The following is a 17,564-nucleotide window of genomic DNA, read 5'->3' as shown; positions in this document are numbered from 1 at the left end:
TAGATGAGAAAAGAAATATTAGACATCTCTACAGGCGGAATTCTATTGCTGCTATCAGCAATAGGGTTCTTGATGGCCGGACAATTTGGAAATGGACAAGCTTATGGGCCGGATTTCTTTCCGAAACTGATTTTGACGCTATTAGCGATTACTGCAGCCTTGCTAATTGTGGGAGGAGTTTTACGTCTCAAGAAAGAGAAAAGCGTTTCACATATTCAGTTTGATCGGTCAGCTGTTGGAAAGATCATTTTATTCATCGTATTGTTAATAACTTATATATTACTTTTCTTTTGGGTAGGATTTATCATTTCCACCATCCTGTTTCTGCTTGCAGCCCAATGGATTTTTGGATTACGGAAGGTTGTGTTGCTCGCAAGTGTTGCTGTTGTCCTGCCGATTTTACTCTATTTCATCTTCACAATGGCATTTAAGATTCCATTACCTTAAATTAACGTATCGAAAGGAGGATGCTTCATGTCTCAAGAATTCATCGCTGGCTTATTATTCGCCTTAGCACCGGCCGCAATTCTTGCCAACCTGCTCGGAGTAGGCCTTGGAATTGTTTTTGGCGCACTTCCTGGGCTGACTGCAACGATGGGGGTGGCCCTACTCATCCCGCTTACATTTGGATTAGATCCAGTAGTAGGTTTCAGTGCCCTGCTCGGGGTATATGTTGGTGCGGTATACGCTGGTTCAATCACCGCAATCCTCGTTGGTACGCCTGGTACTGCTGCAGCTGCTGCTACCCTTTTGGAAGGTCCAGCGTTGACAAAAAAGGGAGAAGCCAAGAAGGCCTTGACGATGACAACAGTTGCATCTGTCATAGGCGGATTATTTAGCTGTGTGGCCCTCATTTTCATCGCACCTCAACTAGCAAAAGTTGCTTTGTCGTTTGGACCTCCAGAATACTTTGCTCTTGCCCTGTTCGGAATTTCAATCGTTGCTGGTGTTTCTGGCGACTCTCTATTAAAAGGGGTTATCGCGGGTTTAATCGGTCTGTTCATTGCTGTTATCGGTATGGACCCTATTACAGGGGTCAACCGTTTTACGTTCGGCAATGCAAACTTACTGAATGGCATCGATGTAGTACCCGCGCTTGTTGGACTGTTTGCCATCTCTGAAGTATTAAGCCGTTTGGAAGGGAAAACAGAACAGCTGAGAAGTAAAATCGGCAACTCTTCTATCGGTCTGAAAGCTGTGGAATTAAAGCGCAACTGGTTCAATTTATTGCGTTCATCCGCTATTGGAACATTTGTCGGTATTATCCCGGCAACTGGTTCGGGTGTAGCTTCATTTGTCGCTTATAACGAATGGAAACGAGTCGCAAAAGATAAATCGTCAGTCGGCAAAGGAAATGTCGATGGTATTGCCGCAACCGAATCGGCGAATAATGCGGTCACGGGCGGTGCCCTTGTGCCCCTTTTGACACTCGGCATTCCAGGAGATGTAATAACCGCTGTTATGCTTGGAGCTTTAATGATTCAAGGGCTGACACCAGGTCCTATGCTATTTACGACAAATGGCGATATTGTCTATGGTATTTTCATAGCATTGATCCTTGCAAACATCTTCATGCTTGTTTTAGGTTTAGGAGCATCAAAAGTGTTCCCGAAAATCCTTAAAATTCCCGAAGAAATCCTAATGCCAGCAATCGTTGTACTCTGCTTGCTTGGTTCGTATTCGATTGCGAACTCCACATTTGATGTGCTGATCATGCTCGTATTCGGATTGTTAGGCTACATTATGTTAAAAGTCGGCCTTCCACTGGCGCCGATGTTGTTGGCATTGATCTTGGCACCGATTGTCGAAACAAACTTCCGTCGTTCGATGCTACTATCGCATAATGATTTTTCCATCTTTGCAACCCGCCCAGTGAGCGCAGTAATTCTCGCTATTACTCTCACGATTTTCGCGGTGATTATGATCAAGGAATGGAGAAAAAGGAAATTGGAAGCGTAAGGAGGAGTAAGGAGCAAATGCAGACTGAAGTACTAAAGGAGATCACACGTTACATAAAGGAAAGACAGCCATCGGCGGTTGATTTTCTGGAAGAATTGGTGAATACGGATAGTTCTGCTTTAGACAAGCAGTCAGTTGACCAGGTAGGAAGATTGATTCGTCAAAGGCTTGACCGTGATAGCATAAAATATCAAATCAAGCCAAACGAAAACTATGGGGATACAATCATTGCAACGGTGCCCGGAAGACGGCATGGTAAAATTCTACTCATGGGACATATGGACACAGCATTTCCCATTGGGACGGCAGATGAGCGTCCTTTTGTAAAAGACAACAACATGCTTCTAGGCCCGGGTGTATCGGATATGAAATCTGGGCTTGTGACAATGATGGAAGCCGCTGCGACTCTCAAAGAACTTGCAGAAGAAGATATTTGCGAAATAGAACTTCTCTTCACGCCTGACGAGGAAATCGGTTCTCCTAATTCCCGATCGATTATCGAAGAACGTGCAGCTACTGCACTTGCTGTATTTAACCTCGAGCCCGGCCGTCCGGATGGATCAGTCGTTACTGCGCGCAAAGGTTCAGCCCATTTGAGGATTGACGTAGAAGGAAAAGCAGCCCACTCGGGGGCTTTTATTGAAAACGGTATAAGTGCTAACGATGAACTTGCAAGAAAGATGATTGAAATTAATAAACTAATGGATATCGAAAATGGTATAACAATAAATTTCGGCAAGATTCATGGCGGAATAGGTAACAACGTCGTGTCGCCATCCGCATCAGCTACCATTCACCTTGCTTTTTGGACATTGGATCAGTACGAACAAACAGTAGAGAAAATCCGTAAAATTGTCGACCATTCTTATGTCGACGGATCTAAGAGTACACTGTCTGGAGATATTGGCATGTTACCAATGGAAAAGCACAGTGGTGTGGAAAAACTATTTAATGCAGTAAAATGCGCTGGCAGTGAACTTGGTATTAATATAACCGAACAACGTACAAAAGGTGCTGCCGACGCGGGATTCACTGCCTCCTTAGGCATCCCGACAATCTGCGGAATGGGTCCAGTAGGCGGAAACTGGCACGGGATAGATGAATATATGGAACTTGACACTTTTGAGCCAAGAACCCTGCTGCTCGTCCATTCCATTCTTGAATTTCTAAAAACTCACAATTAATTAGCTGAGCACTGTGCATAAAGCACAGTGCTTTCTATTCAGAAAGGAGGAAACCTGTTGACGCTCGGTTTAATCTTTCATTCTATCGGAATTATCACTTTGATGATTACGATTGGAGTCATTCTGGCGCGAACATTCCATTTTAACGAAGACACGCGGAACGTCTTTATTAGTCTCATTGTAAACGTTGGTATGCCCTGCATCATTTTGTCGAGTATTTTACAAGTGGACATTAACGGGGATCTTCTTCAAAAAATACTACTTGTATTCTTCCTTTCCATTGGTATTAACGTACTGGGCATTGGGATTGGATATCTTTTTGCAATTGTATTTCATAAGAAAGTCGACCGAGCAAAGGAACTTGCCATTCTATCCGGATTAGGGAATACAGGATTTATCGGAATTCCACTATGTGCTGTACTATTAGGACCTGAAGGAGCCTTGTATGCAGCCATGTTTGACGCAGGGGTGGACTTTACAATCTGGACTGTTGGTGCTCTGTTGCTTCAAAAAAACCGTCGAATTGGATTAGGCATGTTGCGTACAATGATCAATCCTCCAATCATTGCCATCATCGTAGGAATATTAATGGCGATTTTCCAATACCGCCCGCCGCTACTCATTGTAGATTTGTTCGATCGTTTAGCAGCCATTGCAGCCCCGCTGGCCATGTTCTACATCGGAATCATGATGATGAACCTCTTTCAAACGAAACCTGCACGAGGGCTGCAAATATCGAGATCGACTCTGTGGCTGCCGATAATGGTCAAGCTCATTTTGCTGCCGGTCTTTACCGTCTTGATCGGCAAAACCTTGTCTCTTAATTTGGTGATGCTGCAAACCTTGCTCATTCAGGCTGCCATGCCAACCTTGACTCTTTCATCCATTCTGTTTGCTAAGTATTCCGCAGACGAAGAGATGGGTGTCATCACGACTATTTTCTCCACGCTCGCCGCATTGCTGACGATACCGATAATGATTTATTTGCTGAATTTATTAATAATCCCTTGATGATTTTTAAGTCGAGCTAATGGTGATTATCGTCATTTTGGTGACTACAAGAAATCACATATAAACAGAAAGCTGACGACATGTTTTAGTCATCAGCTTTCTGTATTACAATTTACAAGTTATAGCACAGGCACCGCATTCAGCTCTTCCAAGTAATGCTGGACGCTTTGGGCTGCAATACTTCCGTCTCCGGTTGCCGTGACAACTTGGCGTAGCATCTTTTCACGGATGTCGCCTGCTGCGAAGATACCAGGTACAGCAGTTTCCATCCGCTCGTTCGTTTCAATATAGCCGTTCTCGTTTGTAATGCCCAGTTTTGCAAACGGGTTGGACAACGGAAGCATGCCGACATAGATGAAGACTCCGCTCGTCGTGAAATCGCACTCTTCTCCCGTTTTCGTCGAAACAAGCGTCACACTGCTTACTTTACCGTTCTCATCATTGACTTGCTTGACGGAATGGCTCCAGATGAATTCTATCTTGTCATTGTCAAACGCCCGCTTTTGCAAGATTGCTTGTGCCCGCAATTCGTCCCTACGGTGGATGAGCGTCACTTTTGAAGCGAAACGCGTCAAATAAGCTGCTTCTTCGACTGCCGAATCACCACCCCCGATGACGACGAGTTCCTTCCCTTTGAAGAACGCTCCGTCACAAACAGCACAATACGAAACGCCGCGGCCTCTGAGCTCGTGCTCCCCCGGCACGCCTAGTTTCTTATACTCGGCTCCGGCCGCAATAATAATCGCCTTTGCCTTGAACTGCTTGGCCCCTGCGAAGATCGTTTTGTATGCCTCGCCGTCAATGATTTCTTTAATGTCGCCGTATGCATATTCCGCCCCGAACTTCTTCGCATGCTCCAACATTTTCTTTGAGAGATCCGGTCCGAGAATCGTTTCAAACCCCGGGTAATTCTCGATTTCCTCCGTGTTTGCCATTTGTCCGCCCACTACGCCACGTTCTATCAGTAATGTCGATAAGTTTGCACGTGATGCATATACAGCTGCCGTCATGCCTGCAGGACCTGCTCCAATAATGATTACGTCATATATTTTTTCTTCATTCATCTCTGTTCACTCCAAGTCAGTATAAAATTATGTCTTTATTTATCCATCATCAATTTCAAAATCCATTCGTCCGTCCGGCGCGTCCCTTCATTTCCTAACGTGCAGAACGCGTCGATCGATTTCTCCACATCATCGTGGATGAATCCATCTGTCGACTGAATTTCTTGTTCGTTCAGTGCGAGTAAAGCGGATTGCACCGCCACGTTCGAACAGGTCGACACTTTCATCGCACAGCCTGCTTTCGCCCCGTCGCAAATCATGCCAGATACGTTACCAATAGTGTTTTTCACAGCAGCCTTCACTTGCTGCAGCGTCCCATCGAGCAAATAGACAATCGCTGCACTCGCACCCATCCCCGCCGTCGTCACGCCACATAACGCGGAAAGCCGTCCGAATTTCGATTTAATATGGATTGTCACCAAATGGCTGAGGGCCACCGCCCGGATCATCTTGTCCTCAGATACGCCAAGCTTCTCTGCGACACCGACGACCGGCAACGTAACCGCAATCCCTTGGTTGCCGCTTCCAGTATTCGCAATGACAGGCATCGTGGAGCCGGCCATCCTTGCGTCCGAGCCGGCAGCAGCAAGCGCCATCGCAGCTGTCGTCAGATCGTCAGAAAGAATTCCTTTCTTGACGTTTTCTTTAATTGTTCTACCAACATTCAATCCGTAATTTCCCGAAAGCCCTTCCACTCCGATCGCCCGGTTCAACTCAATGCTTCGTTTCACGAGAGAAAGCTCGTTCACGTCGGCGCGGAGGACCCAAGCATAAATCTCATCGATCGACAACTCTGCCGGTGCAGAACCCACCGATTGGACGCCGATATCTTCGCAACCACCATGCACGATCGGCTTGCCGTCCACTTCGATCAAGGAGATATTGCTGTGGTTGTCCGTAATGATAATCCTTGCATGCTGTTCATCCGTCTTCACTATCACTTCTATATATAATAGCTTTGGCGTATATGCCTGTTCCGCCTTCACTTTTCCCGCATCAATCAACTCAAAAGCGCGGCGTTCATCATCTTTCGTCAGCCCAGCAAGCACTTCCAACTTCCTCTCCGGGTTCCCCGCAACTGCGCCAATTGCGGCAGAAAAGTCGAGCCCCTTCCCGGACATCCCGGGAATGCCGACCGATTTTGCATTCTTAATTATATTGCCGCTAGCCTTCACGATAACTTCCTCGATCGAACCGCTCACTTGGCTTTTTGCTGTCGCAGCCGCGAGCGCAATCGCCACCGGCTCCGTACAACCGAGCGCCACAACCAATTCCTTTTCAAGCAACGCTAAAAACTTATCCTTCTTCACTTGTAACAAATCGTTTCCCCTCCATTGAACGCAAGACATCCCTTCGCCCACACTTAATATCCTCGCATCCATTTCCAATTCGAATGTTTCAGAACTTCTCTTCATAGCCTATCCTCCGACTTAACAGAGTTCAATAGAGATTGCTAATCATGGTAGGATTCGTGCTAATTTTGGCATTAGTATTTTCTCTATATCCATAAATATCCATTAAAGATATTTTTTTCTCCCTATTTGCATGTGAATATACCCTGATTGGCAAAGCGTATTGTACTTGAACGAAAAGAAAGATATTCTCAATTTACATCATAGAAAGCGTATAGTGATGGCACTTCTATTCACAAGCGCTACCAACCAAAGATGATCTTTATAGAGAAAAGCGAGGGATAAGAATGACGAATTCAAACGTACTTGATATTACGAAAGAACAATTCAATCAAGAAGTGCTTCAATCTGAATTACCAGTGTTAATTGATTTTTGGACCGAGGGGTGTGGACCTTGTGAAGCAATGGTTCCTGCATTGGAAAGTGTTGCAAGTATGCTTGCAGGCAAAGTGAAGTTTGTGAAACATGAAGTGACGATGGAAGATGTGCTGGAAAACCAAAGTGAGATAGTAGCTGCTTATGATGTGATGGCATTTCCGACACTGCTGCTATTTCAAAACGGCGAAGTTGTAAAATCGTTTATCGGTGCTATGTTTGAGGATGAATTACTCGATTTCTTGAAAGATGCATATTAATTTGGATGAAACCTTGTCGGACAAAAAACCACCAACAGTAGTAAATTGGTGGTTTTTCCGTGTAATAAATTAGAAATAGCAAATATGCTTTAGAAAAAGGTTAGTGGATTGTCAATCCCTCTGTCTGTTCCTGCAGCTTATCTTTCAATTCATTATAGTTCTTCCTGCTCAAGGGAACGAGAGAATCATAGCCTTTCAATTGGACCGTGTATGAACGGGAGAAAGAGTCAGGTGTTACGGATATAATAGTGTTAAGCGGGATAAGAAAGGATTGGTGGGTACGGAAAAATCCGAACGGACCAAGAATCTCCTCCAGCTTCTTCATCGTCTCCCGCGTTTCATATCTCATGCCTTCTTTGTTCTCCACAAAGATTTTCCGCCCTTTCTTTTCAATCAGCCGAATGTCACTGACAAGAATCATATGAATACCGCCCGGAACATTCAGACCGATTTTTGCATCTCTCGTAAACGTCATGCCCAGTAAGCGCTCCTCGATCTTATAGAGTGTTTTCTGAAGGCGTCCAGGATTGACGGGTTTGGTTAAAAAGTCGACTGGATGGACTTCATAGCCTTCCAATGCAAATTGGGGATGGCCGGTCACGAAGACAATCATCATTTTCGGATAGAGAGACTCAACTAAGCGTGCAAAATGGATTCCGTCCTCCCCGCCCATTTCTATGTCAAGAAAGATCACATCGACTGGATGAGTTTCCAAAAAACTGACTGCTTCTTCAGAGCTATTCACTTCACCGACCAAGCTGATAATCGGATAAGATGCAAGATAGCCTTTCAAATCGGCAATACAACTATTATCATCATCGACAATTAACGTTCGTGCATTCATGACTCTTCACCCCCTCTTCGTAGAGTACACTTCCGGAATGAACACATGGAAACTGATGTTATCCCCATTCAATTCCGGATAAACGACTCCGTGGTATTTATCCACAATCTTTTTTACTGCCGGCAATCCAAGTCCCTCGTGCTGCTCTTTTGTAGAATAGCCCACTTGGAACAAATCGGGCAATTGATCACCTTTCATGCGAATTTCATTCGTAACCACAATGCTCAACTGATCCCTCTCAGTATTCAGTTCTACGATAATGGGTTGTACAAGGTTAGGGAGTTGCTCGACCTCGTCAATCGCGTTCTGAAGCAGATTACCGATCACTTTATTGATTTCGTAAACTGAACAAGGACAATTCCGCAAATCATTCATGATTATAAAATGAATGGAAATACCTTTCACGGCAGCCCGTTCCTTGAATGTGCTCAACATGGCGGCAGTTGCCGGATGATGAAGAGGCAGCAGATCATTGACAACCGTTGCCGATTTCACGATCTCATTGATGTATGCTTGACATGCCGCATACTCTTTGTTTTGCATAAGCCCATTAATGGCGGCCAAGTGAAAATTGAAATCATGCCGTTGCGACCGGACAATGCTAAAAAAGGACAACAGCTCCTTCTGGTATTGCTTATCCAAGAACAACTGCACTTTTTCATTTTTAAATAATATAATTTTACGCTGAAATAATAAAATGGCAACTGTGACTGCAAGCAGCCATAATGTAAGGAACCAACGATAATTTAAGCGGACATGCTGCAGTTCCAGCAATGTATAATAGAGGCCCGCCACAAGCAAAAACAATATGATAATGACAGAATAGACTTGTCCGCTAAATGATATTTCAGGATCTTCCGCATGCAAAGACTTCTCAAATAATGCTTTTGGAAATAAAACTGGTGACTTAGATGCGATGATGATTGATAGGAAAACATTATTCAACATTACAAAAAGATTGATCGACACTCTCGTCCCCGCATCTAAAGAAGCGCCAGCAATCTCCAGTAACAGATAGAAACCATTGTACTCAAGAAGCTCTATTATGAGGAGATTAAAAATGATTGCAAGCAATACAGCAACTAACACTTGTGTAAACGGCTCTTTCAATAGGATGACAAGTGTTAGAAATAGCCCGATAATGACTGCTATCACAAGCATGTGAGAGGGGTAAAAGTGATTAGCAATCTCATAGACTGCTCCGCCTATAACACTGGGCACTACTAATCGTTTGATGAACTTTTTGACCTTCAAACCAACTAGCGACAGACCAAGCATCAGTCCCGTAAATATCTGAATCGCCCAAACAAGTATATCTAGAATGTTGAATAACACAGTCATACTCACTTCTTCACCTGTTTCCAGTCAAAATGCTCCACTTATCACTAGCACTTGGCTCTCTGTTTCCGTTCAGTTATAATATTCGATCAACATTTATTATTAAAGTATTATATCTAAAAATTTGTCGAAATTCAATTTAATGAGAAGAAATACACAGGTAGTTATATCCAGTAGAGGTTGTTACTTGGAAATCTTTCTATTAGAAAAACGCAAAAAGGACGTCGGCCATTTTGCGTTTTTCTACATTTTATTTCAACTTCTCTTGAAGTAGTTTGTAAATGGCTTCTTGGTCCGGGTGGCCTTCTGCTAAGAAGAAGTAGTGATTATCAATGACCATAACCGGAATTTCTGCTACTTCGCCTTCGAATTCCGCTTGTCCCATTCCCGTATTAGCAGCGTTTTTCAAATGTTCACTGTTAGGATCAATTTCAAAAATTTGCAACGTCAATATATCTTCTCCGTTGACCTCAGCTGAAAAAGCGGATTGCGTATCGGTAAAGAACTCCGGATCTCCTCCCGTAATATTCGTAATCTCATAACCTTCCTCTTTTAGAAGCTCAACGACTTTATTATAGAATTCATTATCCGTCGCTTCTGCAGTTTCTCCATCATCCGATTGTGTGCCCTCTTCCTGTTCAGTTGAGGCCGCCGCTTGACTGTCGTCCTTCTTGTCATCCCCACTGCATGCCGCTAAAGCTGAAACGAGAAATGCCATAAGCAGTACCATTAAAAGTTTTTTCATCTTCTCTTCCCCCTATGAATATGAATATTTATTGAACACTGGTCATCCAGTGATTCAAACTATTTTTTGTTAGCAAAACGCCATTCTCTCATCTTTTGTCGATTGAATATCGACAAGCAGTTTGTACAATTTATTTCTCTTCATTAATTCATCATGCGTTCCCGATCCGGAAATTGTTCCATCATCGATGACGATAATTTGATCTGCATCTTTAATAAAGTTCATGTCATGAGCAATCATGATTGTCGTTCGGTCTTTCATAAGCAACGCCAACGATCTCTCGATATTATGCTCAGATTGTGCGTCAAGACTCGATGTCGCCTCGTCAAGCAGCAAAATCGGAGCATCCTGTATGAATGCACGTGCAATAGCGATCCGTTGTCGCTGTCCACCCGATAGCCTTGAGCCGAATTCACCGACTTCTGTATCGAAGCCGTCCGGAAACTCCTCTATGAATTCCAATGCATCTGCAAGTTCAGCCGCCTGCCGCACTTCCTCGACACTCACTTCCCTTTCGAGACCGTACGTGATATTGTTACGAATCGAACCGGAAAGCAAAGGACTCGATTGTGAAACAGACGCAATGGATCTTCTCCAATCATCCAGATGAATTTTTTCAGCAGGCGTTTGCCCAATGATGAGACGTCCAACGTTCGGTTCATAGAAACGTTCAATCAGCTTGAAGATCGTCGACTTTCCGCAACCGCTCGGTCCGACAATGGCTGTCACCTTGCCTGCTGGGATGGATAAGTTTAAGCGGGACAATACATTCCTATCCCCATAACCGAAGGATATGTTCTCAAGCTTCAAGTCCAATTTTTCCATAGCCGGCATGGACTCTTCCCTTTTCATCCTTTCACTTTCCGAATCTAGGATGCTGGAAATTTTATCGGAAGCCCCTTTTGCCTCCTTCAACGTTTGCCAGAACAACCCATATTGCAAAACGTTGCTATGGATGAATTGGACATATAAATAGAAGGAAATGACTTGACTTACCTTCAACTCCCCTTGGGAAACGAGGTAACTTCCGTATAGCAGCACAGTTCCGACGATGATTGCACGGACACTTTGCATTAACGGCTCTGCATAGAGATCGACGGTGATCCTTTTCTTCTCCGCCTTGTATTGCGCAAGCAAGATATCTTTCCCAAGTCCGATTTCTTCGTTTTCTTTATTGAACGACTTTACCATCCGGATTCTTGGCAGCCGCTCCGCAAAAAACGCTGTCACTCCGGAGTATTGATTTTGTACGTCTTTTTGTGTCTTTTGCGTATAATGTCCGACAATTGCCGAGACGATCAAAATATATGGAATGACCGGCAACAACGCAAATGTCAATTTAGGATTCATACCGTACATGATTGCATATGAACCGACAAGTGAATAAGTTGACGTCAAAACCGTCTTCATCCCGGAAATGACACTGTCAATGTAAAGCGGGTCATCCGTAACCCGGCTGATCAGTTTCTGTGACGGCTGTTTTGAATAGTCTTTCATTTTCATATGCATTATTTTCGACCAAACTGTCTTCTGCACATTTCTCATGGCAATCGGCGGCGTAATTGAGAAAAACAGTGCTGAGAGAGCTATTAGTACGTTTGAGAGTACACCTAGCAAAATATAATTTCTCACAACCTCATTATTAAAGATGTCACCTTCGAATATCCCTTGGATATATTTAGGCATAATTAACCCGACGGTTGTGGAGCCCATTGCCACTATTACACCTATAATATACAAATGCCAAGGCAATTTGGATTTGAAGATCAGCCCAAAAAACTCTTTCCAACTACGTTTTTTCGTTTCAGTTCCCTCCATCATTACCCCCCCTTACTCAGATTGCAGACTTCAGCCTGCAGATGAACCTGTATGGAGTTGAACTAAAAGACGATACAACTCATTTGTTTTTATGAGTTCTTCATGCGTACCTGTACCATCCACTGTTCCGCCATTCAATACAATGATTTGGTCAGCATGCTGTACATTGGATAGGTCATGAGAAATCATGATCGTCGTTCTTCCCATCATCAATGTATCCATTGCTTCTTGAATAGACCTTTCTGCTTGGCTATCCAAGCTTGCTGTCGCTTCGTCCAACAACAATATCTCGGAATTTCGTAAAATAGCCCTTGCAATGGCGATTCTCTGTCTCTGTCCGCCCGACAAATTCGAACCTGCCTCGCCGACATACGTATCGAAACCATCCTTGAATCCTTTGATGAAATCCAAGGCATTCGCTTTCCTGGCGGCTTCCGCCAACTCGAATTCTGTCACACTGCGATTTACGCCGTAGACGATATTTTCACGGATCGTCCCGGAAATCATCGGACTATCTTGAGCAACGCCGGCAAATAAATCACGCCAGTCGGTCAAATGATATTCCGAAATCGGTGTATTGCCTGTTAGGATTTGACCAACGTCCGGTTGATAGAACTGTTGGAGCATGGAGAAGATTGTTGACTTCCCACTGCCGCTCGGACCGACAATAGCCGTCACTTTCCCGACTGGAATAGTGAAGTCGAGATTGCCCAAAACAGGCTTTTCACCGTAGCTGAAGCCGACATCCTTGAATACGATGTCCTCTTTCAAATTTGAAATTCCGAAACTGCTTTCACTTTTTTCCAACTCGCCATCCATCAATGCAGCGATGCGGTCCGTTGCTCCCTGACTCTTCTTGATTTCCACATACATCATGAGGATGGAGCCTAACATTCCCCAAAGCATGCCGATGTACATGAAGAAGCCAAGCCATTGTGAAATCGTGATAATTTCAGTTTTCACGAGGTATCCGCCATACAAGATGACAAGAATATCGGATGTCACGCTCAAAATTCCATTGATCGGGTTTTCCACCCACATGACGATATATCTTCGCATGTTTGCTTTATAGTAATATTGCAAGTTCTTATGACCGCGTTCGTCCTCTTTCGATTCCATCACGAATGTCTTGATGAGTGGAACACTCATGAGCAACTCGGATAGAAACTGCGTCAAAGTCGATAGCCGATTGTACGTCTCCTTAAAAGCGCGGTAATTCCATTTCCCGTAGTACAAGTTGAATAGGAGATACAACGGAATATAAACGATTACGGATAATGCAAGACGCCAATCATATGTGAAGATGACTGCAACGACCCCGACGGTGCCATAGATAGTCGCGGCAAAGGACGGCAAGTACGATCCCAACACTGTACTGATCTTCGTCGCATCGGTCGTAATCCGGGTGACCATCGTCGTCGGCTTCATCTGGTCAAAGAAGCGCAACGGTGACTTGATGAGCCGTTCCCATATCAATGACCGGTAACTGACGTCGATTTTGGCGACAAGCAATTTATTGAAATACCGGACAATACCCGACATCGTGACGTCCGCTACAATAAGTGCGACTGTACCCCAAATGATGTAGGGCTTCAATACACCTGTAGCCACTTTTGAGGCGAAATTCGGAAACGCTAATGTGATAGTTGAAGAAAACATATAGAGGACTGATACAAAGATGATCCAACCCCATGGTAATTTTGCTTTGAACATCAGACGGAAATAGGATTTCCATATTCCCTTTTCAGCATGTTTTTTCAACTGTTTTTCACTGGATGCCATGCGCTATCCCTCCCTTATGTCAAATACCATTGACCTATCGGCTTACAATGCAGCATCCAGGAAATTAATGAGCTCTGATCGATTCAGTGAGCCTAAATGGGTATGTCCCACTTTTCCATCTTTGAAGATGAGTAGGGTTGGAAAGCCCATTACATCATATTTGCTGACGATTTCATTCGAATTATTTAGCACGTCATCCATCGGTACGTAGAATTTTGTGAATTTCAACCGGCCTTCGTATTCTTCTGCCAGCTCGTCCAGGATCGGGGCGATGAATTCGCATGGCCCGCAACCGTCAGCATAGAAGTCGACCAATACGGGATGAGCGGATTTTATGACTTCCTTGTGGAAATTTTCTTTTGTTAGATTGTGCACTGTTGACATTGTTAGTTCCCCCTTAGTGATAGCTCTCTTTCTCTTTTAACTTAAATGATTTTTCAGAAATCAAAAATTGTTATTATACACAATTTATACGGATTGATTTATCGATTCAATATGGTTGGTCGATTGCGTCCTTTTTTGTGTTGATTAGGGTTTCAAAGAGCATACATGTCCTTCTCGAGGACATGTATGCCGTTTTTTATATTGATTGACTTCCAGATACTTGTAGTGAGTTAACTTTAATTGATGGGAGCGTGATGGACCCTCGGATGCGGAGGTCTTTTCCGATTTCGCTTACATCATATAGTACGTCAAAGATATTGCCGGCGATGGTGATCTGGTCGACGGCACGGACGATTTTTCCGTTCTCGATTAGGAAACCGATGGCTGCAAGGGAGAAGTCCCCGGCGGTGAAATTGATGCCGGCATTCGTGCCTTGCAGCTCGACGATCAACAGCGCTCTGTCAGAGTCTGCAATCATTTCTTCGAGCGTCGATGTGCCCGGTTGCAAATAGAGATTGTATGGACCGACCCTAACGGTTGACCTGAAACCGCCTTTGACAGCATTCCCTGTCGATTCCACTCCGTCCTTCTTCGCGGTTTTACGGTTATGAAGGAACGTCATTAGTTTTCCATTTCGTATGAGGTCCTTCTTTCGAGTGGCAAAGCCTTCAGAGTCGAATTGGGCGTAAGTGATAGCGCCTTTCATTAATGGATCATCGACGAACGATATGTTTTCGCCAGCAATTTGTTTGCCTAGCTTCCCTTTCAGCTTGGAGTATCCTTGCTGGACGGATTCGGCGGATAATTGACCTAAGTAGGAACCGACCAGTTCTGTAGCTGTGTCGTAACGGAAGAGGACTGGATACGCTCCAGATACAAGCGAGCTTGCGTGCAATTTGGAGACAGCCTCGTGTACCGCTTTTTCGGCAATCTTCGTCCGGTCCAATTCCGAGAAGGAGGTCATCGTGAAATCGGACTCCCCGCCGGTAGCGGTCGACTCACCATCCTGCGCCGTCAAAAAGATGCCAGCCGCAGCAAATGCAACTTTTGAATGGCAATGCATCCCTTTCGTATTGGCAATTAACATTTCTTTGATGGTTTTGGATGTATATGACGCTTGAACAAAAGCGATGCGTTCGTCTTTTTCATATGCAATCCTTTCCATATCCATTGCAGCTTGAATCATTTCTTCCGTTTCAAGCTGATCGATCGCTTCTGAAAACGGTCTTGGGTCAGCGTATCCATCCGATCCTTCGAATAGGTCTTCACCGTCGTCCACTTCGATGATGAGTGCATTGTTCAACGCTTCTTCCAAAAGAAGCGGGATGGAGTCAATGTCGATCCTTTCGGCATACGCATAGCCCATCTTGCCTTTATATAAGCCGCGGAACGAAACGCCGCCCTCTTCCATAATTGTATAATCGTCGATTTCCTGGTGATAAACAGAGATCGACACCGATTTGCTGGAGGAGTAGAAGATTTCCATTTCCTCGAACCCCATATCATTCCCGACTGCAAACAGTTCTACTTGAAAGTCTTGGATATTCATCTTCCATCCCCTCCTCTTCCGCCAATCGTCAGTTCGGAAACACGGATCATCGGCTGTCCGACCGTGACTGGCACTGTCCCGCTCGATGCTCCGCACATTCCCACACCAAGCCCTAGGTTGTTGCCGACCATATCGATTTTCTTCAAAGTATCGATTCCTTTGCCGATAATCGCTGCCCCTTTAATCGGCTCGGCAATTTTTCCGTTTCGGATCATATATCCTTCACTGACCGAGAAATTGTAATCACTCGTCGTCGGATTGACAGATCCGCCTTCCATATACTTGGCATAGATGCCAAGTTCCGTATTAGCGATAATCTCTTCCGGTGTCGAATGCCCAGGCGCGATGAATGTGTTATTCATCCTGGACGTCGGCGCGTATTTATACGATTCACGTCGACCCGACCCGGTAGGCGCCATATTCATCTTCCGGCTGCCTAATTTGTCGATTAAATACCCTTTTAAAATACCATTCTCAATCAAGTGATTTTTCTGCGTTGCCATGCCTTCATCATCGATATTGAGCGATCCCCAGGCGTTCGGTATCGTTCCATCATCGTAGGCGGTCACAAGTGGCGATGCGACATATTCACCAATCTTATCCGCAAATACAGATGCCTTTCTAGCAACTGCTGCCGCTTCGAGGCCATGTCCGCATGCCTCATGGAAAATGACGCCCCCGAACTCGTTGTCAATGACGACCGGGAAGTTCCCGGATGGCGCATGGTCCGCAAATAGAATCGTTTTTGCGCTTCGTGCCGCTTCCCTTGCAACGCCTTCAATGTCAAGCTGTTCCATGAACTCCAAGCCGCCGAATGATCCGGGACCGAAATCGGAGGACTCCCTGTCATTCCCTGATTCCGCGATAACACTAATACCCATACGGTTATACGCCCTGCGATCCTCGACGAACAACCTTTCCGAGTTCACGATGCAAATATCTTTCACCGTATCAATGAAAGTCGCTGTCGTTTGGGCGATGACTGGATCAAAATCCTTGGCAGCGTTATGTGCCCTTCTAAGCCATTCCACTTTTTGCTGTTTCGATACTGTGTTCGGCAAGACAAGGATATTATGCTTATTGTCAATTACCTTTTTTTGAAAGTTCAACGTGATATCAATCGGGTTGCTCTTGATCGCTTGAGCAGCGGCTTGTGCAACCTGCATCAAGTTCGCTTCCGTGTCATCACTTGTAAACGCATACACCGAATACTCACCTTTTAAAATTCGGATGCCGATTCCATAATCCCGTCCGGCCAATGCCCGTTCGACAACTCCTCCAATCATGCTAATTGTGGAATTCCGCTTATCCTCAATAAATATCTCCGCAAAATCGCCGCCCGTTTCAAGCGCCGCATGGATGATATTTTCCGCCACTGACTGCTGTATCATATCCACACCCCTTATCTAATAACCAAAATAACCATTTCAATTGTTCTGAAAGGTTTGATATAGTACGACCTTATCCCCGATGACTTTCATTTTCAATACGGTTTGACGATATGGGTATTTTTTATGTTTATTCGGACATGGCATATCGCAACCCGTTATATATCTAAATGAAGAGCTCTCTTCTCCTCTATGTTACATAAGAATACTAATTTCCACGCTTGACTAAATAAACATAAAAATGGACGTTATCGTCCAACCATATTGAATCGACCGTACAAAACAGATAATGTTTGCTTTATTAACTCCATAGATATCTGAAAAATAGGAATGGTTCATAATTTCCAAACCTCCATTGTTCAGAGATCGTATGGGATTTACGGCAAAAGTATTTGCCTTCTACCCCACGGCAAAATGGTAGTAGAACTTCTTATATTGCATTATCTAAATA

General features: G+C 44.4%; 15 protein-coding genes. 5 read left to right on the top strand and 10 right to left on the bottom strand.

What is annotated here, in order from left to right:
* The first annotated feature begins 3 nt into the window (after positions 1-3).
* The 4 genes from AC0L13_RS03040 to AC0L13_RS03025 are packed head-to-tail and all read left to right on the top strand — an operon-like array spanning position 4 to position 4,154.
* On the top strand, positions 4-447 hold the full coding sequence (locus AC0L13_RS03040; RefSeq protein ID WP_473643828.1) for a tripartite tricarboxylate transporter TctB family protein: 444 nt from the start codon (positions 4-6) through the stop codon (positions 445-447).
* A gap of 27 nt (positions 448-474) precedes the next feature.
* Positions 475-1,959, top strand: a complete 1,485-nt coding sequence (locus AC0L13_RS03035) for a tripartite tricarboxylate transporter permease (protein WP_473643826.1) — start codon at positions 475-477, stop codon at positions 1,957-1,959.
* 17 nt (positions 1,960-1,976) lie between these two features.
* Positions 1,977-3,143 carry a M20 family metallopeptidase gene (locus AC0L13_RS03030; RefSeq protein ID WP_473643824.1) on the top strand — a complete coding sequence of 389 codons (1,167 nt, stop codon included), beginning with the start codon at positions 1,977-1,979 and terminating at the stop codon, positions 3,141-3,143.
* A gap of 57 nt (positions 3,144-3,200) precedes the next feature.
* Positions 3,201-4,154 (top strand): AEC family transporter, encoded by a 954-nt coding sequence (locus AC0L13_RS03025; protein WP_473643821.1) that lies wholly within the window; start codon positions 3,201-3,203, stop codon positions 4,152-4,154.
* A gap of 119 nt (positions 4,155-4,273) precedes the next feature.
* Here AC0L13_RS03025 and trxB read toward each other — a convergent pair whose 3' ends face one another.
* Together trxB and AC0L13_RS03015 are read right to left on the bottom strand one after the other, a co-directional pair.
* On the bottom strand, positions 4,274-5,218 hold the full coding sequence (gene trxB, locus AC0L13_RS03020) for a thioredoxin-disulfide reductase (RefSeq protein ID WP_473643820.1): 945 nt from the start codon (positions 5,216-5,218) through the stop codon (positions 4,274-4,276).
* Between the two features lie 35 nt (positions 5,219-5,253).
* Entirely contained in the window at positions 5,254-6,528 is a 1,275-nt protein-coding gene (locus AC0L13_RS03015; protein WP_473646826.1) for an L-cysteine desulfidase family protein, read from the bottom strand.
* Between the two features lie 389 nt (positions 6,529-6,917).
* On the opposite strand from AC0L13_RS03015, the gene AC0L13_RS03010 reads away from it, so the two are divergent.
* Complete coding sequence (locus AC0L13_RS03010) at positions 6,918-7,265, top strand: thioredoxin family protein (protein WP_473643818.1); 348 nt, start codon at positions 6,918-6,920, stop codon at positions 7,263-7,265.
* Between the two features lie 100 nt (positions 7,266-7,365).
* On the opposite strand, the gene AC0L13_RS03005 is transcribed toward AC0L13_RS03010, so the two are convergent.
* From AC0L13_RS03005 to AC0L13_RS02970, 8 genes are all read right to left on the bottom strand, one after another.
* Positions 7,366-8,109, bottom strand: a complete 744-nt coding sequence (locus AC0L13_RS03005) for a LytR/AlgR family response regulator transcription factor (protein WP_473643816.1) — start codon at positions 8,107-8,109, stop codon at positions 7,366-7,368.
* 6 nt (positions 8,110-8,115) lie between these two features.
* Positions 8,116-9,450 carry a sensor histidine kinase gene (locus AC0L13_RS03000; protein WP_473643814.1) on the bottom strand — a complete coding sequence of 445 codons (1,335 nt, stop codon included), beginning with the start codon at positions 9,448-9,450 and terminating at the stop codon, positions 8,116-8,118.
* Positions 9,451-9,697: 247 nt separating this feature from the next.
* Positions 9,698-10,192 carry a hypothetical protein gene (locus AC0L13_RS02995; protein WP_473643812.1) on the bottom strand — a complete coding sequence of 165 codons (495 nt, stop codon included), beginning with the start codon at positions 10,190-10,192 and terminating at the stop codon, positions 9,698-9,700.
* A gap of 69 nt (positions 10,193-10,261) precedes the next feature.
* Positions 10,262-12,010: an ABC transporter ATP-binding protein gene (locus AC0L13_RS02990; protein WP_473643809.1), complete on the bottom strand. Its 1,749-nt coding sequence runs from the start codon at positions 12,008-12,010 to the stop codon at positions 10,262-10,264.
* Between the two features lie 30 nt (positions 12,011-12,040).
* The gene (locus tag AC0L13_RS02985) at positions 12,041-13,792 is read right to left on the bottom strand and encodes an ABC transporter ATP-binding protein (RefSeq protein WP_473643807.1); all 1,752 of its coding nucleotides are present in this window, start codon (positions 13,790-13,792) and stop codon (positions 12,041-12,043) included.
* Between the two features lie 42 nt (positions 13,793-13,834).
* A complete protein-coding gene (locus tag AC0L13_RS02980; protein ID WP_473643805.1) occupies positions 13,835-14,176 on the bottom strand; it encodes a thioredoxin family protein in 342 nt (113 codons plus the stop codon).
* Between the two features lie 196 nt (positions 14,177-14,372).
* Complete coding sequence (locus tag AC0L13_RS02975; protein WP_473643802.1) at positions 14,373-15,725, bottom strand: TldD/PmbA family protein; 1,353 nt, start codon at positions 15,723-15,725, stop codon at positions 14,373-14,375.
* Complete coding sequence (locus tag AC0L13_RS02970; protein ID WP_473643800.1) at positions 15,722-17,116, bottom strand: TldD/PmbA family protein; 1,395 nt, start codon at positions 17,114-17,116, stop codon at positions 15,722-15,724. Before AC0L13_RS02970 ends, AC0L13_RS02975 begins: the two co-directional genes overlap by 4 nt.
* Positions 17,117-17,564: the final 448 nt, after the last annotated feature.

It is taken from the genome of Sporosarcina sp. QA0331, from assembly GCF_055808055.1.
Note: the sequence above shows the minus strand (reverse complement) of the source record. Positions and strands in the feature narration are given on the sequence as shown.